This is a genomic window from Chryseobacterium sp. TB1-D10 (genome assembly GCF_059803555.1).
This window is the reverse complement of the sequence record NZ_JAPFHB010000004.1, coordinates 203443-228591: the sequence shown is the minus strand read 5'-3', so window position 1 is coordinate 228591 and position 25149 is coordinate 203443. Positions and strand designations below refer to the sequence as shown.

Annotated in this window: 27 protein-coding genes; 13 read left to right on the top strand and 14 right to left on the bottom strand. The window is 37.0% G+C overall.

Annotation, left to right across the window (positions count from 1 at the left end; all coding sequences use genetic code 11):
- Positions 1–146: 146 nt before the first annotated feature.
- Positions 147–1352 (bottom strand): RsmB/NOP family class I SAM-dependent RNA methyltransferase, encoded by a 1206-nt coding sequence (locus OPU68_RS07580; RefSeq protein WP_498473422.1) that lies wholly within the window; start codon positions 1350–1352, stop codon positions 147–149.
- A 275-nt stretch (positions 1353–1627) separates the two neighbouring features.
- Between OPU68_RS07580 and OPU68_RS07575 the strand changes: the two genes are divergently transcribed.
- The 4 genes from OPU68_RS07575 (at position 1628) to OPU68_RS07560 (ending at position 7941) form a co-directional block, all read left to right on the top strand.
- Positions 1628–2221 (top strand): TetR/AcrR family transcriptional regulator, encoded by a 594-nt coding sequence (locus tag OPU68_RS07575; protein WP_498473421.1) that lies wholly within the window; start codon positions 1628–1630, stop codon positions 2219–2221.
- Positions 2222–2323: 102 nt separating this feature from the next.
- Positions 2324–3676, top strand: a complete 1353-nt coding sequence (locus OPU68_RS07570; protein ID WP_498473420.1) for a TolC family protein — start codon at positions 2324–2326, stop codon at positions 3674–3676.
- 7 nt (positions 3677–3683) lie between these two features.
- Positions 3684–4745: an efflux RND transporter periplasmic adaptor subunit gene (locus OPU68_RS07565; protein ID WP_498473419.1), complete on the top strand. Its 1062-nt coding sequence runs from the start codon at positions 3684–3686 to the stop codon at positions 4743–4745.
- A gap of 7 nt (positions 4746–4752) precedes the next feature.
- Positions 4753–7941 (top strand): efflux RND transporter permease subunit, encoded by a 3189-nt coding sequence (locus OPU68_RS07560; protein WP_498473418.1) that lies wholly within the window; start codon positions 4753–4755, stop codon positions 7939–7941.
- Positions 7942–8164: 223 nt separating this feature from the next.
- On the opposite strand, the gene OPU68_RS07555 is transcribed toward OPU68_RS07560, so the two are convergent.
- Positions 8165–8611 carry a KTSC domain-containing protein gene (locus OPU68_RS07555; RefSeq protein WP_274276376.1) on the bottom strand — a complete coding sequence of 149 codons (447 nt, stop codon included), beginning with the start codon at positions 8609–8611 and terminating at the stop codon, positions 8165–8167.
- 225 nt (positions 8612–8836) lie between these two features.
- On the opposite strand from OPU68_RS07555, the gene OPU68_RS07550 reads away from it, so the two are divergent.
- Complete coding sequence (locus OPU68_RS07550; protein ID WP_498473417.1) at positions 8837–9241, top strand: META domain-containing protein; 405 nt, start codon at positions 8837–8839, stop codon at positions 9239–9241.
- Between the two features lie 51 nt (positions 9242–9292).
- Here OPU68_RS07550 and OPU68_RS07545 read toward each other — a convergent pair whose 3' ends face one another.
- From OPU68_RS07545 to OPU68_RS07490, 12 genes are all read right to left on the bottom strand, one after another.
- Positions 9293–9538, bottom strand: a complete 246-nt coding sequence (locus OPU68_RS07545; protein ID WP_028121310.1) for a DUF8828 family protein — start codon at positions 9536–9538, stop codon at positions 9293–9295.
- A gap of 144 nt (positions 9539–9682) precedes the next feature.
- Positions 9683–10255 (bottom strand): hypothetical protein, encoded by a 573-nt coding sequence (locus tag OPU68_RS07540; RefSeq protein ID WP_498473416.1) that lies wholly within the window; start codon positions 10253–10255, stop codon positions 9683–9685.
- Positions 10256–10261: 6 nt separating this feature from the next.
- Positions 10262–11155, bottom strand: a complete 894-nt coding sequence (locus OPU68_RS07535; RefSeq protein WP_498473415.1) for a 3-hydroxyacyl-CoA dehydrogenase family protein — start codon at positions 11153–11155, stop codon at positions 10262–10264.
- 114 nt (positions 11156–11269) lie between these two features.
- Positions 11270–12268 (bottom strand): DNA adenine methylase, encoded by a 999-nt coding sequence (locus OPU68_RS07530; RefSeq protein WP_498473414.1) that lies wholly within the window; start codon positions 12266–12268, stop codon positions 11270–11272.
- 3 nt (positions 12269–12271) lie between these two features.
- On the bottom strand, positions 12272–12886 hold the full coding sequence (locus tag OPU68_RS07525) for a hypothetical protein (protein ID WP_498473413.1): 615 nt from the start codon (positions 12884–12886) through the stop codon (positions 12272–12274).
- Positions 12887–13720, bottom strand: coding sequence for a hypothetical protein (locus tag OPU68_RS07520; RefSeq protein ID WP_498473412.1), 834 nt, complete (start codon positions 13718–13720; stop codon positions 12887–12889).
- A gap of 19 nt (positions 13721–13739) precedes the next feature.
- Positions 13740–14708 (bottom strand): Gfo/Idh/MocA family oxidoreductase, encoded by a 969-nt coding sequence (locus OPU68_RS07515; protein ID WP_498473411.1) that lies wholly within the window; start codon positions 14706–14708, stop codon positions 13740–13742.
- Between the two features lie 103 nt (positions 14709–14811).
- Positions 14812–15117 (bottom strand): type II toxin-antitoxin system RelE/ParE family toxin, encoded by a 306-nt coding sequence (locus OPU68_RS07510; RefSeq protein WP_498473410.1) that lies wholly within the window; start codon positions 15115–15117, stop codon positions 14812–14814.
- The gene (locus OPU68_RS07505; RefSeq protein ID WP_133945868.1) at positions 15099–15341 is read right to left on the bottom strand and encodes a hypothetical protein; all 243 of its coding nucleotides are present in this window, start codon (positions 15339–15341) and stop codon (positions 15099–15101) included. Before OPU68_RS07505 ends, OPU68_RS07510 begins: the two co-directional genes overlap by 19 nt.
- A 50-nt stretch (positions 15342–15391) precedes the next feature.
- Positions 15392–16423: a Gfo/Idh/MocA family oxidoreductase gene (locus OPU68_RS07500; RefSeq protein ID WP_498473409.1), complete on the bottom strand. Its 1032-nt coding sequence runs from the start codon at positions 16421–16423 to the stop codon at positions 15392–15394.
- Between the two features lie 169 nt (positions 16424–16592).
- The gene (locus OPU68_RS07495) at positions 16593–17417 is read right to left on the bottom strand and encodes an SDR family oxidoreductase (RefSeq protein WP_498473408.1); all 825 of its coding nucleotides are present in this window, start codon (positions 17415–17417) and stop codon (positions 16593–16595) included.
- 99 nt (positions 17418–17516) lie between these two features.
- Positions 17517–18494 (bottom strand): 3-oxoacyl-ACP synthase III family protein, encoded by a 978-nt coding sequence (locus OPU68_RS07490; protein ID WP_498473407.1) that lies wholly within the window; start codon positions 18492–18494, stop codon positions 17517–17519.
- A 190-nt stretch (positions 18495–18684) separates the two neighbouring features.
- Between OPU68_RS07490 and OPU68_RS07485 the strand changes: the two genes are divergently transcribed.
- The 8 genes from OPU68_RS07485 (at position 18685) to OPU68_RS07450 (ending at position 25142) form a co-directional block, all read left to right on the top strand.
- Entirely contained in the window at positions 18685–19335 is a 651-nt protein-coding gene (locus tag OPU68_RS07485; RefSeq protein ID WP_498473406.1) for a protein-L-isoaspartate(D-aspartate) O-methyltransferase, read from the top strand.
- Positions 19335–19781, top strand: a complete 447-nt coding sequence (locus OPU68_RS07480; RefSeq protein WP_498473405.1) for a PH domain-containing protein — start codon at positions 19335–19337, stop codon at positions 19779–19781. Before OPU68_RS07485 ends, OPU68_RS07480 begins: the two co-directional genes overlap by 1 nt.
- A 181-nt stretch (positions 19782–19962) precedes the next feature.
- Positions 19963–20733 (top strand): nucleoside triphosphate pyrophosphohydrolase, encoded by a 771-nt coding sequence (gene mazG, locus OPU68_RS07475; protein ID WP_498473404.1) that lies wholly within the window; start codon positions 19963–19965, stop codon positions 20731–20733.
- A 63-nt stretch (positions 20734–20796) separates the two neighbouring features.
- The gene (locus OPU68_RS07470) at positions 20797–21393 is read left to right on the top strand and encodes a LemA family protein (protein ID WP_498473403.1); all 597 of its coding nucleotides are present in this window, start codon (positions 20797–20799) and stop codon (positions 21391–21393) included.
- Positions 21390–21821 carry a TPM domain-containing protein gene (locus tag OPU68_RS07465; protein WP_498473499.1) on the top strand — a complete coding sequence of 144 codons (432 nt, stop codon included), beginning with the start codon at positions 21390–21392 and terminating at the stop codon, positions 21819–21821. Before OPU68_RS07470 ends, OPU68_RS07465 begins: the two co-directional genes overlap by 4 nt.
- Entirely contained in the window at positions 21802–22596 is a 795-nt protein-coding gene (locus OPU68_RS07460) for a TPM domain-containing protein (protein ID WP_498473498.1), read from the top strand. Before OPU68_RS07465 ends, OPU68_RS07460 begins: the two co-directional genes overlap by 20 nt.
- A gap of 171 nt (positions 22597–22767) precedes the next feature.
- Positions 22768–23292, top strand: coding sequence for an NAD(P)H-dependent oxidoreductase (locus OPU68_RS07455; protein ID WP_498473402.1), 525 nt, complete (start codon positions 22768–22770; stop codon positions 23290–23292).
- Positions 23289–25142 carry a monovalent cation:proton antiporter-2 (CPA2) family protein gene (locus OPU68_RS07450; RefSeq protein ID WP_498473401.1) on the top strand — a complete coding sequence of 618 codons (1854 nt, stop codon included), beginning with the start codon at positions 23289–23291 and terminating at the stop codon, positions 25140–25142. Before OPU68_RS07455 ends, OPU68_RS07450 begins: the two co-directional genes overlap by 4 nt.
- The last annotated feature ends 7 nt before the right edge of the window (positions 25143–25149 follow it).

Here is a 25149-nt window from a genome sequence, read left to right as displayed (position 1 = left end):
AGATTACTTTTTTTGCTGAAAAAAATTTATTTTAAATAAATCTTATCATTTGGTAAGATTTTATTTTCCGTTTTAATCTAAATTTGCTACTTCATCATTTGTGTTTTTTAAATCCTGATCAATTATTGCAATTGGTCAGGATTTTTTTATGCATTACGTTTGATGAGTGCCATATAGAATCCGTCGTAGCCTTCGCTAGGCATGATTTTTTGATCTTTCAAAAGCGTAAAATCGGGATTGTTTTCCAGGAATTTCTCTACTTGTTCATTGTTTTCAGATGGTAAAATAGAACAGGTTGCATAGATCATCTGTCCGCCTTTTTTTAGAATTTTAGAATAATCTTGTAAAATCTGCTGCTGTTCTCCTTTGATCCTGTCTATGAAAGCCTGATCTATTTTCCATTTGGAATCCGGATTTCTTTTCAAAACACCAAGTCCTGAACAAGGAGAATCTATCAATAATCTGTCAGCTTTCTCGTGCAGTCTTTTGATGACTTTGTTGTCAGAGATTAGCCTGGCTTCTATATTATGAGCGCCTGCTCTTTTTGCACGTCTTTTCAGTTCGGTCAGTTTCCATCCATAAATATCAAGAGCGATAATCTGGCCTTTGTTTTTCATCAAAGCTGCCAAATGCAGAGTTTTTCCACCTGCACCTGCACAAGCGTCTACAACACGCATTCCTTCCTGAACGTCCAATAATTCTCCGATTTTTTGAGAGCTTGCATCCTGCACTTCAAAGAATCCATCTTTGAAAGCTGAGGTTAGGAATACATTTTTCTTTTCTGCTAATTGAATAGCGTCCGGATAATTCTTGATTGTGAAAGCTTCTACGTTTTCATCATTCAGATCAGCTATTAATTCTCTTGGTGTTGTTTTCAAGGTGTTGGCACGCAGAACTGTTGGCGCTTGTTCGTTAAGAGCTATCATTTCCTTTTCCCAGTTTTTGCCTAATTCTTTTTCCAAAGTTTCAGCCAACCAATCAGGGATTGAATGTTCGATAGCTTTTGTAGGAACGGTTCCTTTTTTCAATTTAGTAAGAATATCAGCGACTTTGATCCCGTCGAATTCCTCGAATTTTTTGTAATGCGTCTTGCTCCAAAGCAAATATGCAATGATCATTTTATAAACATTAGTCGGCTTTACACTTTCGCCCATATAATATTCAAGACGCTTCTTCCAACGGATGATGTTGTAGAAAATCTCGGAAACTACGCGTCGGTCTTCGCTTCCCCATTTTCTGTGGGCTTTCAAAAGTCTTTCTATGACTTTATCTGCATATTTTCTGTCTTCGAAGAATGTTTCCTGTAGGCAATCGTGAATTCCGATCAGAAGGTTACGGTGTATAAGTTCCATTATGATGATAAAATGTTATGATTTCTATTTGAGAATGTGAGTTTTACAGAATATTTCTGATCATTATGTTAAAAGAAAAATTACTGTTTTTCAATCGGCAAAGTTAATGATTTTAATTTAATTTTTATCGTCGAGATCTTGTCCTAAGAAAAGTGCAGGTGAGGTAGGCTATGTTAAATTTGTATTAAATTTTTCAAATATGTTTAATTATTTTGTTTAACAATTTTGTCAAAACAAATGATTGATATAAATTTGCACAAAATTGTTTAACAAAAATGTCAAAACAAGAAAAAAAAGACCAAACGCAGGAATTAATCAAGGAAACAACGAAGAATTTATTCTTTGTTCAAGGTAGATTTGATGCTACGACTCAAGAGATTGCAGACGAAGCCGGTGTCAACAGGACGCTTATCAATTATTATTTCAGATCCAGAGATAACTTGGTGCAGATAGTTTTTGATGAAGCGCACAAAGTAGAAAAGGAAAAGTCTGAGATTATAATGCGATCCGAACTTCCTTTCAAAGAGAAAATAACACATTTTATAGAAGGTAGTTTACAGACGAGTCTGCAATATCCATATTTGGAAACTTACATTGTTTCACAGATTAATAAAGGAACTTGCCACAAAAGAGATGTAGAAAAAGAAGATCTTGAAATATTATATAAAGACATCAAAAAGGAAATGGAGTTAGGAAATGTTGAGAAAATGGAGCCTATCCAGTTCATTATAAATATGATTTCACTTTTGATCTTTCCAAGTGCTATTAGACCTTTATTTATGGAAAATATGATGATTGATAATAAGGAATTTGATAGGTTGATTTCGGATCGTAAAGAGATTATATTAAAAATGCTTTTTAAGAATTAGTTAAAAATAATTAAAAAGCCTTAAAGTATTTATAAAATCTGATCGTCATAAATGATTAGAGATAAGAAAGAAGAAATTAAAAATAAAAGAATTAATTAAATTATGAAAAGAAAACTTATAACTGCAAAAAAGCTGAAAATAGGAGTAGCTGCAGCATTTATGATTTTCGGCTCTTCATCTGCCTTTGCACAACAGCAGGTGTCTTTACAGGAAGCCATCAAACAGGCTTTGCAAAATAAAGCAGAAGCAAAAAAAGCTGCGCTTGAAATAAAAAGAGCTGAATTGAAAATAACTGAAGCTAGAGCCGGAGCCCTTCCACAAATAAGTGCGACTGCAGGTTTGACTTATAATCCGATCATTCAGGAATCACTTTTGGAATTTGGTGGAGAAAAAGTCAGAGCGCAATTGGGACAACCTTGGGTTTCCAGTGCAGTTGTTACCTTGAATCAAACCATCTTTGACCAAAGAGTTTTTACCGGTCTTAAAGCTGCAAAATCTACCAGAGAATTTTATGTTCTTAATGCTCAACTCTCAAACGAGCAGATTATCGAAAATGTAGCAACGGCTTATTATCAAGTTTTTGTGCAGGAAGAGAATCTTAGAACCTTAAATGTAAGCTACAACAATACTGAAAAAGTAAGAAATGTAATCAAAAGTCTGGTTGATAACGGTTTGGCAAAAGGAATTGATTTGGATAGAACTAATGTTCAATTGACCAACATCAGCGCAAGTAGACAACAATTGGTAAATGCAGTAGAACTTTCCAAAAATTCTTTGAAGTTTTATATGGGCGTTCCAATTGATAAACAAATTGAACTCGAAGAGAAATCCATCGAGCCAAGACCGGAATTAATTGCTGGAAATGTAAATCTTGATGATCGTACACAAATCAAAGTTTTGAATAAAAACAGAGAACTTCTTCAATACAATTTAAAAGCAACAGAAGCTTACTTATATCCAACCGTTGGATTGCAGGCAAACTACGGCTGGGGCGGGCAAGGTGCAAGATTTCCTTTGACTAACGGACTGAAAAATGATGTTCTTTGGAGCGATTATTCAGCGATTGGTTTGAATATTAATATTCCGATTTTCACAGGTGGCGCTACCAAGTCTAAAATACAACAGGCAGAAATCGATATTCAATCTTTGGATCAGGATATTCAGGAAACTCAACTTAGCTTAAGTCTGGATTACAAGAATGCCATTACGAATATGGAGAATTCGATTATTAACATCGAAAGTATGAAAGGTAATGTGGAGCTGGCTGAGAAAGTACAGAAAGACACTCAATCCAATTATCAGTACGGCTTGGCAACTTTGACAGAAGTTCTGGATTCTGAAAACGCATTGACAGATGCAAAGCAGAATTACACCACTTCATTATTAGATTACAAACAAGCTGAGATCAAATTAATCAAAGCAAAAGGGGAACTTAATACATTACAAAATCCATAATAAAACTATGAAAAAGACTTTTATATATATCATCGTAGCAGCTGTACTGATAGGTTTGGCCGCTTGGAAAATTGCCGACAACAAAAAGAAGCAGGAAACGGAAGTAAAAGAGGTAGCAAAACAGGTTGACAAGATCAATGTGAATGTTGTTACGGCTTCCAGAACCAATATTGATACAGATTATTCCGCAAACGGAACATTCATCCCGAAACAAGAAACTAATCAATCAGCTGATATTGCTGGTAGAGTGGTAAGCGTTTTTGTGAAAGAAGGTTCCAGAGTTTCTGCCGGACAGGTTTTGGCTACAATCAAAAGAGATGCAATCGAAGTGGATGTGACTCAGGCACAAAATAATTTACAAAATGCAATTGCGGATAACCAGCGTTACGAAAATGCTTACAAATCTGGAGGTGTTACAAAACAACAGTTGGATAATTCCAGATTACAGCTTAAAAATGCACAAGCCGCACTCAGAGCGCAAGGTGTAAGAGTGAACGACACAAGTGTTCGTGCAGGAATCAGTGGAACTATCAACAAGAAAATGGTGGAGCCGGGAGCTGTAGTGGCAACAGGAACTTCATTGTTCGAAATCGTCAATATCAATTCGCTTAAACTTTCTGTTTTGGTGGACGAAAGTCAAGTTGGAAGAATCCAAATTGGTCAAACAGTAAAAATCAACGTCAATGTTTTGCCGGATGAATCTTTCAGTGGTAGAATTACTTTCATCGCTCCAAAAAGTGATGCGTCTCTAAACTTCCCTGTAGAAATCGAAATTCAAAATAAAGGAAACTTAAAAGCTGGTATGTACGCAACAGCTGTCTTCAAAACCAATCACGGTGCAGAAACTCAGAATATGCTGACGGTTCCTGCAGAAGCTTTCGTAAACGGTGTGAGTTCAGGTCAATTGTTCATCGTTCAAAACGGAACTGCGAAATTGATCACGGTACAAACAGGAAAAGTTTACGGCGACAAAGTTCAGATCATCAGCGGTCTTAATGGCGGCGAGCAAGTGATCACAAGCGGACAGATCAACCTGGACAACGGATCAAAAATCAATATCGTAAAGTAACAGAAGAATGAAGTTAGCAGAAATATCCATTAAAAGACCGTCCCTCGTTATCGTATTGTTTACGATTCTGACGCTGGGAGGTTTGTTAAGTTACTCCATGATGGGGTACGAGTTGATCCCGAAGTTTGAAACCAATATGGTAACGATTTCTACCGTTTATCCAGGAGCTTCGCCTGCAGAGGTAGAAACTTCGGTAACTAGGAAGATCGAGGATGCCGTTGGTTCTTTGGAAAACGTAAAGAAAGTAGAATCGTCTTCATACGAAAGTTTATCAGTAATTATGGTTCAGCTGAACACTGGTGCCGATGTGAACTACGCATTGAATGATGCTCAGAGAAAGGTGAATGCTATTTTGGCAGATCTTCCGGAAGATGCAGATCCGCCGTCATTACAGAAATTCTCATTGGATGATTTACCAATCATGACTTTGAGTATTTCCAGTAATAAGTTAAACAACAAAGATCTTTATGACCTTTTAGATAAAAAAATTGAACCGATCTTTTCCCGTGTAAACGGTGTCGCTCAGGTTGACCTTGTTGGTGGACAGGAAAGAGAAATTCAGGTGAGTTTGGATGAGAAAAAAATGCAGGGTTACGGTCTTGCGATTGCAGATGTACAGCAGGCGATTTTATCTTCAAACCTAGATTTCCCGACGGGCGCTTTGAAAACGAGAACTTCCAGATCTACGATCAGACTTTCCGGAAAATACAGAGATGTACAGGAAATGAATAACCTTGTGGTTTCCAACAAAGATGGCGCGCAGGTTCGTTTGTCTGATATTGCAACGGTTTTCGATACACAAAAAGATATCGAGAAAGTAGCGAGATACAATCAGAATTCCACAATTTTGATGCAGATCAAAAAACAATCTGATGCGAATGCAGTATCGGTTTCAGAATTAGTACAAAAGACTATTGCTCAGGTTGAAGGGAATTATAAAGTTCAGGATATCAAAGTTAATATTGTAGATGATACGACAGACTTTACGCTTGAAGCGGCTGACCACGTAATTTTCGATTTATTCCTGGCAATTATTTTGGTGGCAGTTGTAATGTTATTATTCCTTCACAATATCAGAAATGCATTCATCGTAATGGTTTCGATTCCGGTTTCGTTGATTGCAACGGTTATTGGAATGTACTTGATGGGATATACTTTGAACTTGATGAGTTTATTGGGACTTTCACTCGTTGTAGGTATCCTTGTGGATGACGCGATTGTGGTTCTTGAGAATGTTTACCGTCACATGGAGATGGGGAAAAGCAGAATCCGTGCAGCTTACGATGGAGCATCCGAAATTGGGTTTACGGTAACAGCGATTACAATGGTAATTGTCGTGGTATTCTTACCGATTGCAATGAGTTCCGGTTTGGTTTCTGATATCCTGGCGCAGTTCTGTGTAACTGTGGTTATTGCGACGATGTTCTCATTATTAGCTTCATTTACCATTATTCCTTGGTTATCATCACGATACGGTAAATTGGTTCATTTGACAGGTAAAAATCCTTTTGAGAAATTCATCCTTTGGTTCGAAAAACAATTGGAGAAATTTACACATTGGATTTCAGGAATTCTAGAATGGGCGCTAAAATCCGGATTGAGAAGAATAATGGTGGTTGTCGTAACTTTCATTATCCTGATTGCTTCATTTATGTTAGTCGCATTCGGATTCATTGGAGGAGAATTCTTCCCGAAAATGGACAGAGGACAGTTCCTTGTTCAGATGGAATTGTCAAAAGATGCTTCTGTAGAGAAGACCAATCAGGTGACTCTGGCAGTTGAAAAATATCTGAGAGATGATAAAGATGTAGTCGATATGATTACCACAGTTGGGCAGCAATCATCAGGTTTTGGTGGGGCGCAGGCAACTTTATACCAATCCGAGATTCAGGTAATTTTGGTTGATAAATCTGAACGTGCCGAAAGTACGGACATCAAATCAGCGAAAATAAAAAGAGCTTTAGAAGAGAAATTCACTGGCGTTGAGTTCAAAACAGCACCAATCGGATTGATGGGAGCAGACAACGCGCCAATCGAAATGGTTGTTACCGCTCAGGACAACGCAACAGCAAATAAAGAAGCGAACAGAATCCTTGAATTACTGAAAAAAGTTCCAGGTTCCGTAGATGCAGAATTATCAACCGACTCCGGAAGTCCGGAAGTTCAGGTGAATATCGACAGAGATAAAATGGCTTCCTTAGGCTTAAATCTTTCTGGTGTAGGACAAACGATGCAGACTGCATTCAGTGGAAATACAGACGGGAAATTCAGAGCGGGAGAATACGAATATGACATCAACATCCGTTTCGGTGATGCCAACAGACAATCGATTGATGATGTTAGAAACTTAATGTTCACCAATCCTTCCGGACAGCAGATAAGACTGAGCCAATTCGCAGATGTGAAAATGGGTTCAGGACCAAGTTTGCTGGAACGTAGAGATAAAGCACCATCCGTAAAAGTAAAATCTAAAGTGGTAGGTCGTCCTGTAGGAGACGTTGCCAACGAATGGGCAGCTCAGTTTATGGATAACGAAAAAACTAAACCAGCCGGTGTAACTTATATTTGGAGTGGTGATATGGAAAATCAGACCGAAGGTTTCGGTACTTTAGGAATCGCTTTATTGGCGGCTATCGTATTGGTTTACTTGGTAATGGTCTCCTTGTATGATTCATTCGTTTATCCGTTTGTGGTATTATTCTCAATTCCATTGGCATTGATTGGGGTAATGGTGATCCTAGCAATTACAGGAAATTCATTAAACATCTTTACGATGCTCGGGATGATCATGTTGATTGGTTTGGTGGCGAAAAATGCAATTATGATTGTCGATTTTGCCAATATGAGAAAAGCGGCCGGAGCAAGTACGCACGACGCTTTGATTCAGGCCAACCACGCGCGTCTTCGTCCGATTTTGATGACGACGATTGCGATGATCTTCGGTATGATCCCGATTGCGATTGCAAAAGGAGCAGGAGCGGAGATGAACAACGGATTAGCTTGGGTAATCATCGGTGGTTTGACATCATCATTGTTCCTTACCCTGATTATCGTACCAGTTGTTTATTCATTATTTGATTCATTATTAAGAAGAATGGGCAAAGGCGAACCAGTTGATTATGACGCTGAAATGAAAGCCGATTATAAACACAGAGATTTAAGTGAAGACGGATTCACTCCGAAACACGTAGATTAAAATATCAATTATTTAATCCTTGAAACCGTATCAATTTTTTATTGATGCGGTTTTTTTTGCTCCAGAGGGAGCAGAATGTTTGTAGAAAAGGAATATGAATAAGTTATTGAACTCCGTAGGAGTGCCACTCTTTTACACTTTGAAAACCAGATAGTATAATTTTTAAAACAAAAAAACTCCCAGAAAAATCTGAGAGCCATCAATATATTTTTAAAACTGGAAATTAATCTGCCATTGCTTCGCCAGACTTTCTGTAGATGAAATTTCCGTAAATATGTCTTCTTGCAAAACGGCTTGGAGAATCTGAATTTACCATTTTGATATATATATTTCTTGGAACACCAATATATTCAAACATTTTACCATTCAGGTGCTGAACTTTCAAAATTGATTTTTCAAGATAAAAGTCAGTGATGATGGATGTTGTAATGGTGTCTGTGTATTCTTCTTTATATTTTTCCTGAGTTTCCTCGTGGATGCTTACCAGAAAGTGATAAGCCTCGATCACAGATTTACTTTTGTCTTCAGCTTCCAGTTTTCCGGCTTCATCATTTACAAATTTGTCAGGATGTGTGTCCTTCATCGTGTTTCTGTAAATGGTTTTTAGATCTTTAAGAGTTGCAGTTTTGTCAACGCCAAGAAGCTTTCTGTGTTCGCCTATTCGTTTCATATTGAGGTATTATTTCGGGGTGCAAAATTAGGCTTTTAAATTTTAAAAATCATAACTTATTCATTATTAATTTATTTGATCATTTAAAATTCATTTTCTGTTTTTATATTGGTGATAAATAATTAATAACCTGAGTTGATGACAGCTTTTTGGGATGTGTTTTTGTTGAGATAATAGATTATGTTAAAAAGAAAATCTTATCTTTGAATTCATAATTTATATCAAATGAAAAATATTTTTTATACCATCATAATAACTTTGGCGATGGCTTCTTGTACCAGCAGAGTAGGGAATGCTTCCAAAGTTGGGAAAAATCAGGCGCCGGTTACAGGCACGCAATGGGTTTTGGCAGATGATATTACGAACAAACCAACATTAATAATAGAACAAAACAGAATCTCTGGAAACGCCGGCTGCAACAACTATTTTTCTGACGCGGTAATTGATACTTCTGCGGGTAATTTCTCTGCAAAGAACATTGGTTCCACAAGAAAAATGTGCAACAATATGACTGCCGAAACAAGCTATATCAGCGTGCTGCAGGAGGTTAACAAATATGTGGTGACAGAATCCACTTTGGAACTTTATAAGGACAATTTATTACTATTGAAATTTAATAAACAACAATAATCTAAATTCAAAAGCATAAAAAAAGGAACTCAAATCTGAGTTCCTTTTTTATTATTCTTCGTCTTCTTCCTCGTCGTCATATTTTGCAAGTTCTTCATCACACCATTTGAAGGCTTCTTCCACAACTTTCGTAGCTTCGTTTGCTACAGTTTCTTCATCATCTCCTTCCAAATCATCCAACCATTCTACATCCTCTTCCTCTACATTAAGGATAAAACGTGGATACTCTGTGTGAACTACAAAAAGATCTTCTGGAAATTCAGAATTGTCGGCTAATAAAAACTTAGGTAATTTCATAATATAAAATTTTAAAATAAATCAGAGCATTCGTGACTGTCACTCTATGGTTCAAAGATAGAAAAATTCCCGAAATTAATTATTGATAATTATTTTTTTTAATGCAGATGCCTTTCTGTCATATGTGAATAGTTTCTTCGAATTTTAATTTTTATAAAGCCTTTTTTTCTCTGCTGAATAATAACTTACATCTTTATCCACATAAGTTGAAAATTCATTCTTCAACGTATCAAAATAAGTTTTTGGAAATACCATTTTCTTTTTGATGGTCGGGATTTTCATCAATTTTAATTTTTCATTATCAAAATAATTCCATTCTCCGATGTAAATATTTGTGAGCAGATTCACGCTGGATTCTCCGCTTCCGTCATTATTTGCCGGACCAAATTCATAACGTTCCATCCCGATAAGGCGCATTTTTCCGGTTTCTTTTTCGTATCTGAATTGATAGGAGTTTCCCGCCCGCATCTGGTTTGTTTTTACTTTGAAACCGTTTTTAGCTTTATCGAAAAATATTTCCCCATTATCTTCAAAATTATCCGAAGCTACTTTTTTAAATTTCTGGGAAGAAAGTTCATAAACTACTGCTCCGATTTTAGAGTCCAGATAAACTTTGTCAGCAATATTGTCGCCGTCAAAATCTGCTGAAAGACTATTGTCCTGCGCAAAAATAAGCGCTGGAAAAATTAGAAACAACAAGAATTTTTTTGCAGACATTTTAGTTTATTTTAAAAACATTTTCGAAACTTTCTCCGCTTTTTTACTTTCGGAATAATCGTAGAAACCTTCGCCGGATTTCACGCCTTTTTTACCAGCCATAACCATATTGACTAATAGCGGATTGGGCGCATATTTAGGATTTTTAAAACCGTCGTACATCACGTTCAGGATGGCAAGACAAACATCAAGACCAATAAAATCTGCAAGTTGCAACGGTCCCATTGGATGCGCCATTCCGAGCTTCATCACTGTGTCGATTTCTTCTACACCTGCAACGCCGTTGTAAAGTGTTTCGATGGCTTCGTTAATCATCGGCATCAAAATTCTGTTGGCTACAAATCCGGGATAATCATTTACTTCAGTTGGAACTTTTCCTAAAGCTTTACTCAGTTCAAAAATCTCGTTAAATGTTTCTTTTGACGTCGAGTAACCTTTGATGATTTCCACCAGTTTCATAATTGGAACAGGATTCATAAAATGCATTCCGATGACTTTTTCCGGACGTTTCGTCGCAGCTGCAATTTGAGTGATAGAAATAGATGAAGTATTGGTTGCAAGAATACAATTGGCTGGCGAAAGTTCGTCCATCTGCGCAAAAATTCTCAGTTTCAAATCCAGATTTTCTGTGGCTGCTTCTACAATAAGATCAGCATTGGGAGCCGCGTCTTTTAGGTCAGTAAATGTTGTAATATTTCCAAGGGTAGTTGTCTTTTCTTCCTCAGTCAGGTTTCCTTTGGCGATGATTCTGTCCAGATTGGTGGTGATGGTTTTGAGAGCTTTATCAAGATTTTCCTGTTTTACATCCACCAAACTTACCTGGAATCCACTTTGAGCAAATGTATGGGCAATCCCGTTTCCCATAGTTCCGGCACCTATTACAACAATGTTTTTGTTCATAATTTAATATTTTTTATTTATGAATTCACGAACCTTTCGGTTTCATTTATATTATTTTTAATTTTTTAAATATTGATTTCTAGTAAAGTCTAAAACCTAACTCCTAAAACCTAATTACTGTTTCTCAAGATAATAAAGATACTCAGTCGTTTTCGAAGCTTTGTGATTTCGGCTGTTTTCCTTGTCTGCACGGAAACGCTGGTACTCGGTTGTAAATATATCATATTTCCCGAATTTGGAAAGGATGTTTTTAATATCGCCTTCCGCCATCAATCCTTCATTGTTATAACTAAGGAAAATATGGTGGAATTTTGCATTTTTGATGAGCTCTTCGAAGGTTTTCAGAACTTCCGGTTTGCTGCAGTATTTTGATTTTTGATAATCTCTGAGTCCGGTTTTTCCTTTCGGAGAGAAATTATCGTACTTCGCAATCGTGTTCAGAAGATGATAATTTGCGCCATATTGACGGGCATTGTAAGGCGGATCGAGATACAGAATATCGCCTTCAATTTTTTGAATTAATGAATTGCTGTCTTCGTTATAAACCTCGTGCTGATTTTCTGTCAATTCAAAAACGGAAGGAACTATTTCCAGTTTTTTCTGAGCGGATTTTTTAATTTGTTTAAGGAAAGCGCCGTAAACAGAAGCTGTATTTGCAATTTTATCAGCGGCTTCCAAAAGTGAGCAAAGCAGAAAATAATATTGATCTTCATTGATTTTTTTAGACAATTTCCAGTCTTCAATTTTTTGCCGGATTGCATCTATTTTCTTCCCGTTTTCTTCAGAGAAATAAAGTCGTTCCGATTTTCCATTTTCCGAATATTCCTCTGAGATAAAACCAGATTTTCCTTCAATAGAATTCAATTCATTAATAAAATCTTCGTAATCGAATTCCTGATAATTTCCGATATAATTTCTGTTGAGAACATAGCTGTAAAATTCAAAATCGTTACTGATAACTTTTTTGGTTTCCGCTTTGAAATTCCGTCCGACAATTCCGGTTCCTGCGAACAAATCGCAAAATATTTTATTGGAAAGATCTTTACCAGCAACTTCATAAACGGTTTGTTTGATGAAATCTGAAAGTTTGTTTTTGGAACCGATGTAATTCATGAATTAAGCTTTGATCCAGATGATGTCTGATAGGATCTCGTGAGATTCCAAATTTAAGGAAACTAAATTGTCTCTCGAAAAATTGCTGAGATATTCTGAGATTTTTTCTTTGATTAAAGTCAGTTCGGTTTTCAATTTCCAATGCGCTCCATTTTTCTCATCATAAAAAATAATGAAAAGTCGATTAGCGTAATGTTTCCTTCCTTGCTGACTTTGATTATTGTAAAGCCATTCTATCAATTCTTTTTTGTGATCAATAGCATAATCGAAACTTTTTCCAAATTGTTTCGGAAAAACACTGCTTTTATGATCAAAAGGAATTCCTGAAATATAAAAATCCACCGTTTTAGAAAACTGATTTTCTTCTTTTTTGACCAAATGATTTGAAGCAAAAATATCCTCAACCGCTTTTGCCGACCAGAAATTCAGCCAACGATTAAAAGTATAATTCCTCAATCCTTCATCAAAATCCTTGCATTGATTCTCAAGACTTTCAAAATCCCGAGTCTGATAAATGAATTTTGTTTTGAAATCCCAATCATCAGACTGCTTTCTTCCCCAATTGTAAGGGAAATTGAGACGTTTTTTAAGTTCGGATTCAAAGAGAGTAAGATTCATTTATCTTGCAAAATCTATTTTTCCATTAGTATATGAAAAAGTCCAATTTTTCGTTAATGTCAATGTTATATTTCCATCCACATCAAATACTTTTTTTTCGTAACGAGAGTAATTATTTTCCGATAAAGAGCGATTGAAAAGTTCGTCAAAAATCATCAGTTTTTTCGTTGGATTTGCGTAATTGTCGTAGTTTTTGAATATCTCTAATGTTCTCATTTTAGGATATTGTGGGTACGGTTCATATTGCTGATTAACTGGATTATAAACAAGAAGTCGTGTCACTACACTATCAAGATTTCCTTGAGAGTTATAGTGATATTTGGTCTCCGATATTGGTTTTTTTTGCCCCTTTAATGATCTTGTTAGTTTATTACCGGAATAATAATATTGAATGGTGTCATTAGATGTAGGATAATAAGTGTTTCTATTCACTTTCTGGACAACTTTTCCGTTAAGTAAGGAGAAATATTTTAAAGGAGTATACACCATTTCTGGCTGAGAAACTGATTTTAGCTGAATAGTTACATCATTATTTCCATAAGTGATTTCATCATAGATATCCTTTGAAAACATATATTCGAAACCTGAAGATAGAGGTAATCTGGCAAATCCTCCGTTTCTTTTTGTTGGTCTTCCTTGTTTGTCATATTCTAGACTTATAATTCCATCTGTACTTGAAGGAAGATCACTTCCTGGAATATCCATAGTTTTATAATGGTATGAATATAATGATGGCTCTTCAACAGTTTCAGAATTTTCATCTCTATCCTTCTCGCAACTCAAAACAAAAATTAAGAGTAGAAAAAAATAAATGGTTTTGTTATTAGTTTTCATGAATAGTTTTTTAGGGTAATTAATTTTTATGTATCAACCACATAATCTCCAGCGCAACCTTCAAAGCCTCCGTTCCATCTTCCAAAGAAACCTGAACGGGAACATCATATTTGATAGCATTGGCAAAGCTTTCCAGCTCATCAAGAATCGCATTATTCGGCTGAATGTTCGGATATTCAAAAAGGATCTGGTTTTTCTCGCCTTCTGCATTTTCGATAATCATATCAAAGTCGGATGGATTTTCCGGCGCCGGTTTCATTCGGATAACTTCGGATTTTTTTTCCAAGAAATCGACGGAAACATAAGCATCTTGCTGGAAAAATCTCGATTTCCGCATTGCTTTCATCGATATTCTGGAAGTCGTCAGATTCGCCACACAACCGTTTTCAAACTCAATTCTGGCATTGCAAATGTCCGGCGTTTTGCTCACAACGGAAACGCCGCTTGCGTGAATCAACTTCACTTTCGACTTCACCAGACTCAATAAAATATCCAAATCGTGAATCATCAAATCCAAAACCACAGAAACATCCGTTCCTCTCGGATTGAATTCCGCCAGTCTATGAATCTCGATGAACATCGGGTTTTTAATATAATCTTTCGCACCAATGAACGCCGGATTGTACCTTTCCACGTGACCAACCTGCGCTTTGATTCCAAACTCATTGCATTTTTGAAGAATTTCCTCCGCTTGCTCAAGCGTTTGCGTCACAGGTTTTTCTATGAAAAAATGGATGCCCTTTTCAATCGCTTTAATGGCGTAATCATAGTGGTAAAGCGTTGGCGTCACAATATCCAACATTTCGATTTCGTTCAAAAGTTCCTTCAGACTTTCAAAATATTTATAACCGAATTCCGCTTCCAGTTTTCGGCCGTTTTCTGCGTCTTTATCGTGGAAACCAACGAGTTCGTACTTCTCAGATTGATTCAACAATCGCAAATGGATTTTCCCCAAATGTCCCGCGCCCACAAGTCCGGCTTTTATCATAGCTTAATTTTCTTAAAGACGTAAATTTAAGAATTATCACCAACCAACATAAAAAAAGGCCCAGAATTTTTAAACTTTCTGAGTCTTGTCATTTTAAATATTTTTAAGTGTAGTTGGAGTCTGTTTCATTTTCATCTCTTCTTGCGTCCCAAATTGATAAAATGATTAATTGCGTTTCAGTTACTTCGTAGAAAATCAAATAATTACGAACGATGCTGATTCTGGTGTTTTCATCATTTGTTGTTCTGCCGATTTTTGGATGTTGAGATAATAGATTGACAGCTTCGCTAATTAATATGCTGAGCTTTATGCTGTAAGTTTTGGATTTGGTTTTCTTTGTCCAATAAATTAGAATTTCTTTAAGTTCAAGTTTTGCAGAATTAATCCAGACTATTTTTCGTTTAGCCATTGCTCAATCTCTTTGTTTACTTCTTCATTGCTAGATATTTCTCCGTTTGCATATTCTTTTCTCGCTTCTGCAATTCTGTTTTCTTGCTGTTTTGATAATACGAAAACGTCTTCATCCAATTCAAAATCCAACAGTTTCTTGATTTCTCGTATAACCCGAATCTCTTTCAATTCGGTTATTTTATTGATAACATCTAATTTTAGTTGTAATTCGGCTGAACTCATTTGGATTTTATTTATATCAAATTTACAAAAAAATTAAAAACATAAATGTTTTATCCTAAAGATATCAATTCGCCTTTTTCGGAACTTTCCTTCGCCGCCTCAATCACTTTCATCGTCTGAAAAGCTTGTTTCGCCGTTACGGGAACTTTTTTATCATTCACAATCGCATCATAAAGGTCATCACAAAAATTAAGATAATTCCCTTGAAAAGTTGGGAAGTAGACAACTCTGTCATTGTAAACCAAAAGTCCGGTTTTCTCTTCCGGCTCTGTTCCCCAATTCTCGCGATTCGGAACTTTTCCGAGTTTCAATTCATCTTCCTGAACGTCGCCTCTGTGCTTTAAGAAACTTCCTTTTTTACCGTGGAAAACGTAAGCTGGCGTTGGTTTTTTCACGAAATAACTGGATTTCAGTCTCACGCGTTTATCAGAATAATAAAGCAAAATATCAAAATAATCATCAATCTGCGTATTCTCTCTCGTCCTTCTGATGTCCGCAAAAACTTTCTCTGGATAACCAAATAAAGTCAAAGCCTGGTCGATGATGTGTGAACCTAAATCCATCAAAATGCTTGCGCCGGGATTTCCATTTTCTTTCCAAGCTTTCGGACTCAGTTCAGGATTAAATCTTTCGAAACGGATTTCAGCTTCCACAATTTCGCCAAGATAATCCTCATCCAAAACCTTTTTCACCGTCTTGAAATCACTGTCATATCGTCGGTTTTGATAAACGCAAAGTTTTAGCTTTTTCTCTTTTGCAAGTTTGTGCAATTCTTCAGCTTCCTCAGAAGTCGTGGTGAAAGCTTTTTCTACCAAAGCGTGTTTTCCAGCTTCCAAAATTTTTTTCGTGAATTCAAAATGTGTATCAATTGGCGTGTTGACAACGATTAATTCGGCATCACTTTCCAAAACGGCTTCCAAGGAATCAAAGCTCGTGACTTCCGGATAATCTTGCTGAATCAATTTTTTGCTTCGTTCATAAGCGCCCAATAATTCATAACCTTCGTGAACTTCAAAAAACGGTGCGTGAAACAATTTCCCGGAACCGCCGTAAGCCAACAAAGCTGTTTTTATTTTTCTCATAAAATTTTTACAATTAATTTGAAATAATTTCTGTCTTGCAAAATCGTAATAAATTTAATTAAATGAAAATACAAAAGTCGCAAAAACAAAAATTGAATTATTTTTTTGCGACTTAAAGACGAATTTAAAAAAAATCTTGTGCCTTTGCGATAAATCTCAGCAACAAAAACTATCCCATAATATGAAAACCACCATCCACGTGACGGATTTCGCCAGTAATTCTGGTTTCTTTTCTGAAAAGATGAACAATCTCGTGAGCCAAATCTTCCGGCAAAGCATTCCCCAACGGACTGATTCTGTCAGCGCGTTCCACATCTTCAATTTTCAAAGTTGCGTTGCCGGCTTTACTTCCCATATAAGGCGAAAATCTGATGGCGTTGGCGCGGATTCCGTATTCTTTACCCAATTCGTAAGCCATTTCAATCGTCAGTCTTTCGAGCGCTGCTTTTGCAATACTCATATTAATGTAAGGAAAAAATGACACTTTTTCCGCAGCAATATAACTCAATGAGACAATTGACGAACCTCTTTGCAAAACACCATTTGAAAGCAAAGCGTGACACAACGAAATCAATGAAAATGCCGAAACATTCATCGTGTCATTGAATTCCTCAGCCGTCACTTCCAGCATTGGTTTTACAGATTTGTTTCTAATCGTTTTGTCCATTGCAATCGCGTGAAGAAATCCGTTTAACTGAATATCTTTACTTTTCAAATCTTCGGCTAGGAATTTTAAACTTTCTGGAAGCGTCACATCCAAAGGTGCAGTATAAACATCATCGCCCAAAACTTTCTTACAAGCCGATTCGAAATCTTCATAGTTTTTATTGAGGAAATTAGCTGCTTTTTCAGAAATATTTTCATGAAAAGGCGTCACGCCCAAACCGGTGCAAACGACTTTTCCGTTGTTTTCTAATATTTTCTCCGCGGTTTTCATCGCCAAAGAGTTTTCATCCGCAATTCCCGTAATCAGGAAAGTTTGATTTTTTAGCATTTTATTTAGTTGATAGTTATTTGTTGACGGTTGATGGTTTTCAGTTTAATAGTAGAAGTATTTTTACCCAACAACTATCAACTGACAACAACAACCAATTTAAGCTTTATAAAGTGCAGTTCCCCAAGTCCAACCCGAACCAACGGCCGCAAAAAGCAAGATATTTCCAGGTTTTACTTTTCCGCTTTTATATGTTTCATCAAGGACGATTGGGATCGTTCCGCCGGATGTGTTGGCGTATTTATCCATATTTGTCATCACTTTTTCGAAAGGAATGTTTGTTTTTCTTGCCGTTTCCTGAAGAATTCTGATGCTCGGCTGATGCGGAATTACCCAATCTACATTGTCAGAAGCCATTTTGTTGGCTTCCAAGATTTCATCGATGGTTTCCGGCAAAACTCTTGTTGCCGTTTCATAAACTTCTTTTCCGTTCATTTGGAAATAATGGAGTTTCTGCTTCAAAGTTTCTTCCGAAGCCGGCATTTCTGAACCGCCAGCTGGAATATTAAAATGATATTTCCCAGTTCCGTCTGCGTGCAGTTTAAAATCGAAAAAGCCTTTGTCCTCGGTCGTTGCGGACAACAAAATTGCTCCTGCGCCGTCTCCAAAGAAAACCGAATCTTTTCTTTCCCAATCTGTAATCGTTGAAAAAGTATCAGCTCCGATAACCAAAACATTCTTGTACATTCCGGTTTCTATAAACTGGCAACCGATTGCAATGCCGTAGAGTCCACCTGAGCAAACTGCCGAAATATCAAACGCAACGGCTTGTGGCGCATTCATTTTTTCCTGAACGAAACACGCTGTGGATGGTGCTTGTCTGTCAGGCGTTGAAGTTGCGACGATGATTAAATCAATGTTTTCTGGTTTTACATCGGTGTTTTCCAAAGCTTTGAGTCCGGCTTTGTAGGCCAAATCGCTGGTCACTTCACCTTCCGCAATTCGGCGTTCTCTGATTCCTAGATTCTTAAAAATCCATTCGTCGGACGAACCTACTTTTTCGAAAAAGTCATTTTTTAAAATTTTTGGCGGAACATAAGATCCAGTTCCTTTAATGTAAGCTCTTATTTTCTGCATAACATCCATTCGTTCATTCAATTAATTGAAACTATGTTTATATATTTGGTAAAAAAACAATCAAATTTATAAAGTTTAATCTGAATAGGGATTAATTTTTTAATAAATGTTGAAAATTATGATTCTTGTTTGGATTTTAAAATTTTCCTTCGGAAATTGCAAGTTATAATACAAAGAACTAACAGCAATAATGAGAGATACTTACGTTCACAAAGGGAAAAGAAAACAATTAATGGATTATCTTCATCAGAAGATTGGAATCACTGACGGTTTTGTTTTGTCTGCGATGAACGAGGTTCCAAGGCATCTTTTCATAGAAAGTGTTTTCGAGGATTATGCTTACGAAGACCGTGCTTTCCCGATTTTAGCGAAGCAGACGATTTCTCATCCGTCAACCGTTGCGGAACAAACGGAATTGTTGGAAGTTGAAAATGGTGAAAAAATCCTGGAGATTGGAACTGGTTGCGGTTATCAGACTGCGGTTCTTATCAAAATGAAGGCTTTGGTTTATACGATTGAACGTCAAAAAGATTTGTTCGATTTTTCTCACAGGATTTTCAGAGAATTGGATATTCGTCCGAAGTTCCAGAGTTTTGGGGATGGATTTGCGGGCTTGCCGACTTTTGCGCCTTTTGACAAAGTCTTGGTAACTTGTGGTGCGGAAGTTCTCCCAACCGAATTACTGAAACAATTGAAAGTAGGAGGTAAAATGGTGATTCCGCTTGGGAAAATCGATGAACAGATTCTTTACAGATTTACGAAAATTTCGGATACGCAGTTTGAGAAAGAGGAATTTGGGGTTTACAAGTTCGTGCCGATGTTGCAAAATAAATCGCATTGATGAAAGTTTACAAAAGCAGAAGAGACTGGATTTATACATTAATGTATATAATGATTAGTCTTTTCTTATTAGTTGTTGTCGTAATTTCATCTTTAGATAAAAATTTTGATTTATTGAATTGGGTAATCCTGACATTGATTTTAGGAATTGTTAATGTATTGATTTTGATTAATTGGTTTTTAATAAAAACCAAAATAGATAGAGACGAATTGATAGTAAATGCAATTTTCGATATTTTCAAAGTTGATATTTTTAAAATTACGAAAATCAGAATTGGCGAGACGATGTGGAGCGGTTTTCACAAATGTGGAACCGCAACGGGCGGACTGATTGTCTTTTCGAAAAATAAAAATGATCTTTACATCACACCGGAAAATCAAGATGAATTTTTGAAGGAATTGCTAAAAGTCAATCGTCATATCATTATTGAAGATGTGAGAAAATAGTTGTCGCTTGAAAGTTGTTGGAAACTAACATCTAAAAGACAAACGTTCAGCTTTGCAAGCTGCAGCCCAACTTGAGCGGAAATCCTTTTTTGCTTTTTCTCAATTTCTATTGAACTGGAAAATTTCTGCAAAAAAGATTGGGAGCGGAAGGCGGAAAAGCTGCCCAAATAAATTTTATAAAATGAATACGAGAGAGGAAAAAATGGAGGCTTTTGGAAGGCTTCTCGATATAATGGATGATTTGCGGGAAAAATGCCCGTGGGACAGGAAGCAGACTTTGGAAAGTTTGCGCCATCTGACGCTTGAGGAAACTTACGAATTGTCCGATGCGATTCTGAATAATGACCTTTTGGAAATCAAAAAAGAGATTGGCGATGTGCTTCTGCATTTGGTTTTCTATGCGAAAATCGGGTCGGAGAAAGAGAGTTTTGATATTGCTGACGTGATTAATTCTTTAAATGAAAAATTGATTTTCCGTCATCCTCATATTTACGGCGATGCTGTTGCGGAAGATGAAGAAGCGGTAAAGCAAAATTGGGAAAAACTGAAATTGAAGGAAGGAAATAAGTCCGTTCTGGAAGGTGTTCCGAAGAGTTTGCCACCGATTATCAAAGCTTACAGAATTCAGGATAAAGTGAAGGGAATCGGTTTTGAGTTTGATTCTGCGGAAGATGCGTGGGCGAAAGTGGAAGAGGAATTGGGGGAATTTCACGCTGAAACTGAGGCTAATAAAAAGGAAAAAGAATTGGGCGACGTGTTTTTTTCTTTGATTAATTATGCAAGAATTTCTGGTTTGAATGCAGACACAGCCTTGGAAAAAACGAATTCGAAATTCATTTCCAGGTTTCAGAAAATGGAAGAAATTGCCAAGTCAAAGGATTTAGTTTTGTCTGATCTCAGTCTTGAAAAGATGGATGAACTTTGGGAAGAAGCCAAGGTTTTTGAAAAATAAAATTTTCCGGTTTTATTTAATTTGTATATTTGGTTGAATTAAAATTTTAAAACACATCAAACTATGAAAGGTAAAGGTTGTATCGCTGTCATCGTGGTTGTTGCTATTATAGCAATTATCGGATTCTGGGCAGTTGGAATTAGAAATGGCTTTGTAGGTCAGGAGCAGAACGTGAATGCCAAATGGTCAAACGTGGAAACAGTTTATCAGAAAAGAGCGAACTTGATTCCGAATCTTGAAAGAACGGTAAAATCTTACGCAAAATTTGAAACCGAAACATTGACAAAAGTGGTGGAAGCGAGATCAAAAGCGACTTCTATCAACATAGATCCTACCAATATGACCGAAGCTGATATGGCGAAATTTCAGGCAGCACAAGGCGAATTGAGTGGTTCACTAAGTCGATTGATGGCAATTGTAGAAAGCTATCCAAACTTGAAAGCGGATCAACAGTATATCAACTTTCAAAGAGAATATACGGCGATTGAGAACAGCATCCGTTCCGAAACAGTTTATTATAATGATGCTGCGAAAGAATATAATACCAACATCAAAACGTTCCCAAATAACGTTATTGCCAACTTCTCCAACTTCAAAGAAAAACCATATTTCAAAGCAGAAGCGGGGGCAGAAAAAGCACCTTCTGTATTTTCAGAATAATGAATCACTTTCTTACAAATACAGAGATGGCTTCCCTTGTGGAAGCCATCAAAATAGCTGAGGATCACTCGTCAGGAGAGATTCGTGTGCATATTGATTCCACAGCGGAAGGAGATTTTGCCAAGAAAGCTTTCGGTATTTTCAAATCTTTGGAAATGCATCTTACTAAGGAAAGAAATGCTGTTTTGTTCTATGTGAATTTTGAACAGCATTATCTCACGATTATCGGCGATGAAGGCATTCACAAAAAGGTAAAACAATCTTTTTGGGATACGATCCACGATGAGATTACGGCAGAATTTGTAAAAGAAAATTATTACCAAGGTCTTAAAGATGCCATCTTGAAAACTGGCTTTGAACTGAAAAAATATTTCCCTGTAAATGGGGAAAATATCAATGAATTATCCAATGATATCAGCTTCTCTTAAACGATATATTTTCGCATTATTTCTGATTTTTGGATTGTTTTCCAAAGCTCAGTTGGTGTCGGAAAAACCAGCCGTACTTTATCCGGTTTATGATAAGGCCAATCTTCTTTCGGAATCTGAGAAAGAGGCGCTCAACCAAAAACTCATCAAATTTTCCGATTCTACTTCTACAGAAATTGAGGTTATTATTCTGCCTACAACTGGCGGCGAAGATGTCAACTATCTCGCAACAATGTACGGTGAGAAATGGGGAATCGGGCAAAAAGGCGTTGATAATGGTGTCGTTTTCCTGATTGCTACAGAAGACCGGACAATGTCTATTCAGCAAGGTAGAGCAGTTGAGCAATATTTGACAGCTTCGGTTGCAGGACAGATTTTGGATTATCTAGTGACGCCAAGTTTCAAAAAAGGAGAATGGTACAATGGTATCGACCGTGGAACTTCTGCTATTATGGAAGCGGTTCAGGGAAAATTCAAACCAATTGTAAAGAAGCAGAACAAAGGCGGCGGAATCAGCATTGGATCAATCATTTTGATTGTCATCATTATCATCATCCTCATAAACATTATGAATAGAAATAACCGTGGCAACGATGACGACGATGATTATACGCTTTCCAGAAAAGGAAGCCGAAGATACGGCGGCGGATTCTTCCCATTCCCAGGCAGTTTCGGAGGCGGTGGATTTGGCGGCGGAAACAGTGGCGGCGGAGGTTTCGGTGGCTTTGGCGGCGGCGGAAGTTTCGGCGGCGGCGGTGCTTCTGGTGGATGGTAAAATTGATCTTAATTATAAAATGAAAAATCAGAATCTAAATTAGGTTCTGATTTTTTGTATTAATTATACAACAAAATCAACTCAAATCCTAAATTGTTTTCAATTTTATAACATCGAACCCTTTGATTCGAAACAAAATTTTCATTATATTTACTGAAATCGCAGTTTCTTTTGAAAAAAACACTGGTACTTTTTGCGCATCCCTACTTCGAACATTCTACAACCAATGTCAGATTGTTGGAATGTTATGAGAATATGCCAAACGTCACTTTCCGCGATTTGTATGAGGATTATCCTGATTTTCACATTCAACCTTTTCGGGAACGCAAACGGATTGTGGAATATGAAAGAATCATTTTTCATTTTCCAATCATTTGGTTCGGACTGCCACCGTTGCTGAAACTTTGGATCGATGAAGTTTTTGATATGCGCTGGATTTCGGAAGGTCAACTGAATATCTTATCAGGAAAAGACGCTTTGATTATCACGAGCGTTGGCGGAAGTGAAGGCAATTATACCAAAGAAGGAAAATACAAAACCAGTGCAGAAGAACTGTTGACAGGTTTACGTGTTTCTCTGGATATCAATAATATAGAACTGAAAAAAACGCATATCATTTATAACGCCGATAATTTGGATGAGAAACAGCTTGATGTTTTTTGCGAAGAGTTATCAGAAATACTGAAAATAGAATGACGGAAAATTCAATTGCAATGACGATCCTTATTTTTCTGGGCGTTGCCATCATTATGGTGCCGCTGGGGAAAAAACTGGGTTTGAGTTCCGTGATTGGATATCTGCTTGGTGGAATTTTAATCGGACCATTTTGCTTACAATTTACAGGAAGAGATGCGGAAGATATTATGCACGCTTCAGAATTGGGTGTGATAATGCTTCTGTTTTTAGTAGGATTGGAACTGGAACCACAGAAACTTTGGCAGATCAGAAAACGGATTCTCGGTTTAGGTTTGAGTCAAATGTTGCTGAGCATTGTCGGAATCTTCATCGTGTTTTACGTTGCAGGATTCGGACTCCAAAAATCCTTCATCATTTCGCTATGTTTTGCGATGTCATCTACGGCAATCGTTTTGCAGACGCTGAAGGAGAAGAACCTTTTCCGAACCGTCAGCGGCGAATCTTCATTTTCAATTTTATTATTTCAGGATATTGCCGTCATTCCGATTTTGGCCTTATTGCCTTTCCTTTCCAAATCTCAAAAAGCCATCACACAGTCAGATCATGAGAAAGTTTTGCTACATTTCATTCCGGAATGGCTGCAGCCTTTTACGGTAATTGGAGCTGTCTTAGCATTGATATTATTAGGCCGTTATATTTTTATTCCGTTTCTCAGATTTGTTTCCAGATCCGGACTGAATGAGCTATTGACAGCAGCTTCATTATTCCTCGTCATTGGTGTTTCAGAATTAATGATTTCGATTGGTTTAAGTCCGGCTTTGGGTGCTTTCATTGCAGGTGTCATGCTGGCAAACAGCGAATTTCGACACGAATTGGAAAGTAATATTGATCCGTTCAAAGGTTTATTATTAGCTGTATTTTTCGTGAGTGTTGGCGCCACCATCAATTTTGATATCATCGCATCGAAACCGGGTTTTATTTTTTCTGCAGCGTTTATAGTTCTAGCCATAAAAGCGGTTGTATTATTCGGAATCGGAAAGTATTACAAAATGAATAATGAGCAGAGTTTTTTCCTCGCTTTTGCGTTGTCCCAAGTTGGAGAATTTGCTTTCGTTTTGATTAATTTTTCTGCCAGTTTATATTTGATAGATTATCAGGCCAACTCAGAATTGATGGCGATTGTAGCAATCACCATGTGTATTTCGCCATTGCTTTTGATCTTCAAAGAAAAAATTCTGGACAAACGTTTCATCAAAGAAAAATCTGAAGAAAATGTAGAACTCGGCATCATCAAACAAAGAAAAATCATCATCGTGGGATTCGGATATTTCGGAAGTACAGTTGGTAGATTGCTAAAAGCCAATGGGATCAGATCTACGGTTTTGGATAATGATCCTGATCGAGTTGCACTATTGAGATCCAACGGTTTCAATGTGTATTACGGCGACGCTACAAAACCTGCATTGCTCCGTTCCGCCGGAATCGAGGATGCGGAATTGCTTGTCATTTGCCTCGATGATCCTGAGAAAAACAAATTCCTTGTTGATTACGCCAAAGAAAATTATCCCAATATCAAAATCTTTGTAAGAGCCAAAAACCGTCTGGATGCCTATGAATTCCTCAATAAAAAAGTAGATAATATTTACCGCGAAACATTGGGGACAGCCGTAGATATGGCCGTTGATATCCTAAAAGAAAACGGAATGCGAAAATACACGGCCAGAAGAATGGGCAAACGTTTTATGATCATCGATAAAGCCATGACCAGAAGACTTGCCAAGGAAAAAGCCAAAAATATGATCACATTTACGCTTCGTGAAACCCTGGAGCGCGAAGCCGAATTGCTCGCTTTGGACAGTATTTCCTTCGAAGAAAATCATTGGAGCGGCGATGATGACGATGATAAATAAAGTGATT

What these genes read in the sequence shown, in the direction of transcription:
- OPU68_RS07535 (WP_498473415.1), bottom strand. Translation starts at nt 11,155, where the DNA reads ATGAACAAAAACATTGTTGTAATAGGTGCCGGAACTATGGGAAACGGG.
- OPU68_RS07450 (WP_498473401.1), top strand. Translation starts at nt 23,289, where the DNA reads ATGACGGAAAATTCAATTGCAATGACGATCCTTATTTTTCTGGGCGTT.
- OPU68_RS07555 (WP_274276376.1), bottom strand. Translation starts at nt 8,611, where the DNA reads ATGAAACGAATAGGCGAACACAGAAAGCTTCTTGGCGTTGACAAAACT.
- OPU68_RS07550 (WP_498473417.1), top strand. Translation starts at nt 8,837, where the DNA reads ATGAAAAATATTTTTTATACCATCATAATAACTTTGGCGATGGCTTCT.
- OPU68_RS07530 (WP_498473414.1), bottom strand. Translation starts at nt 12,268, where the DNA reads ATGAATTACATCGGTTCCAAAAACAAACTTTCAGATTTCATCAAACAA.
- OPU68_RS07460 (WP_498473498.1), top strand. Translation starts at nt 21,802, where the DNA reads ATGATATCAGCTTCTCTTAAACGATATATTTTCGCATTATTTCTGATT.
- OPU68_RS07580 (WP_498473422.1), bottom strand. Translation starts at nt 1,352, where the DNA reads ATGGAACTTATACACCGTAACCTTCTGATCGGAATTCACGATTGCCTA.
- OPU68_RS07515 (WP_498473411.1), bottom strand. Translation starts at nt 14,708, where the DNA reads ATGATAAAAGCCGGACTTGTGGGCGCGGGACATTTGGGGAAAATCCAT.
- OPU68_RS07545 (WP_028121310.1), bottom strand. Translation starts at nt 9,538, where the DNA reads ATGAAATTACCTAAGTTTTTATTAGCCGACAATTCTGAATTTCCAGAA.
- mazG (WP_498473404.1), top strand. Translation starts at nt 19,963, where the DNA reads ATGAATACGAGAGAGGAAAAAATGGAGGCTTTTGGAAGGCTTCTCGAT.
- OPU68_RS07565 (WP_498473419.1), top strand. Translation starts at nt 3,684, where the DNA reads ATGAAAAAGACTTTTATATATATCATCGTAGCAGCTGTACTGATAGGT.
- OPU68_RS07570 (WP_498473420.1), top strand. Translation starts at nt 2,324, where the DNA reads ATGAAAAGAAAACTTATAACTGCAAAAAAGCTGAAAATAGGAGTAGCT.
- OPU68_RS07495 (WP_498473408.1), bottom strand. Translation starts at nt 17,417, where the DNA reads ATGCTAAAAAATCAAACTTTCCTGATTACGGGAATTGCGGATGAAAAC.
- OPU68_RS07540 (WP_498473416.1), bottom strand. Translation starts at nt 10,255, where the DNA reads ATGTCTGCAAAAAAATTCTTGTTGTTTCTAATTTTTCCAGCGCTTATT.
- OPU68_RS07490 (WP_498473407.1), bottom strand. Translation starts at nt 18,494, where the DNA reads ATGCAGAAAATAAGAGCTTACATTAAAGGAACTGGATCTTATGTTCCG.
- OPU68_RS07560 (WP_498473418.1), top strand. Translation starts at nt 4,753, where the DNA reads ATGAAGTTAGCAGAAATATCCATTAAAAGACCGTCCCTCGTTATCGTA.
- OPU68_RS07480 (WP_498473405.1), top strand. Translation starts at nt 19,335, where the DNA reads ATGAAAGTTTACAAAAGCAGAAGAGACTGGATTTATACATTAATGTAT.
- OPU68_RS07500 (WP_498473409.1), bottom strand. Translation starts at nt 16,423, where the DNA reads ATGAGAAAAATAAAAACAGCTTTGTTGGCTTACGGCGGTTCCGGGAAA.
- OPU68_RS07470 (WP_498473403.1), top strand. Translation starts at nt 20,797, where the DNA reads ATGAAAGGTAAAGGTTGTATCGCTGTCATCGTGGTTGTTGCTATTATA.
- OPU68_RS07525 (WP_498473413.1), bottom strand. Translation starts at nt 12,886, where the DNA reads ATGAATCTTACTCTCTTTGAATCCGAACTTAAAAAACGTCTCAATTTC.
- OPU68_RS07510 (WP_498473410.1), bottom strand. Translation starts at nt 15,117, where the DNA reads ATGGCTAAACGAAAAATAGTCTGGATTAATTCTGCAAAACTTGAACTT.
- OPU68_RS07485 (WP_498473406.1), top strand. Translation starts at nt 18,685, where the DNA reads ATGAGAGATACTTACGTTCACAAAGGGAAAAGAAAACAATTAATGGAT.
- OPU68_RS07520 (WP_498473412.1), bottom strand. Translation starts at nt 13,720, where the DNA reads ATGAAAACTAATAACAAAACCATTTATTTTTTTCTACTCTTAATTTTT.
- OPU68_RS07505 (WP_133945868.1), bottom strand. Translation starts at nt 15,341, where the DNA reads ATGAGTTCAGCCGAATTACAACTAAAATTAGATGTTATCAATAAAATA.
- OPU68_RS07575 (WP_498473421.1), top strand. Translation starts at nt 1,628, where the DNA reads ATGTCAAAACAAGAAAAAAAAGACCAAACGCAGGAATTAATCAAGGAA.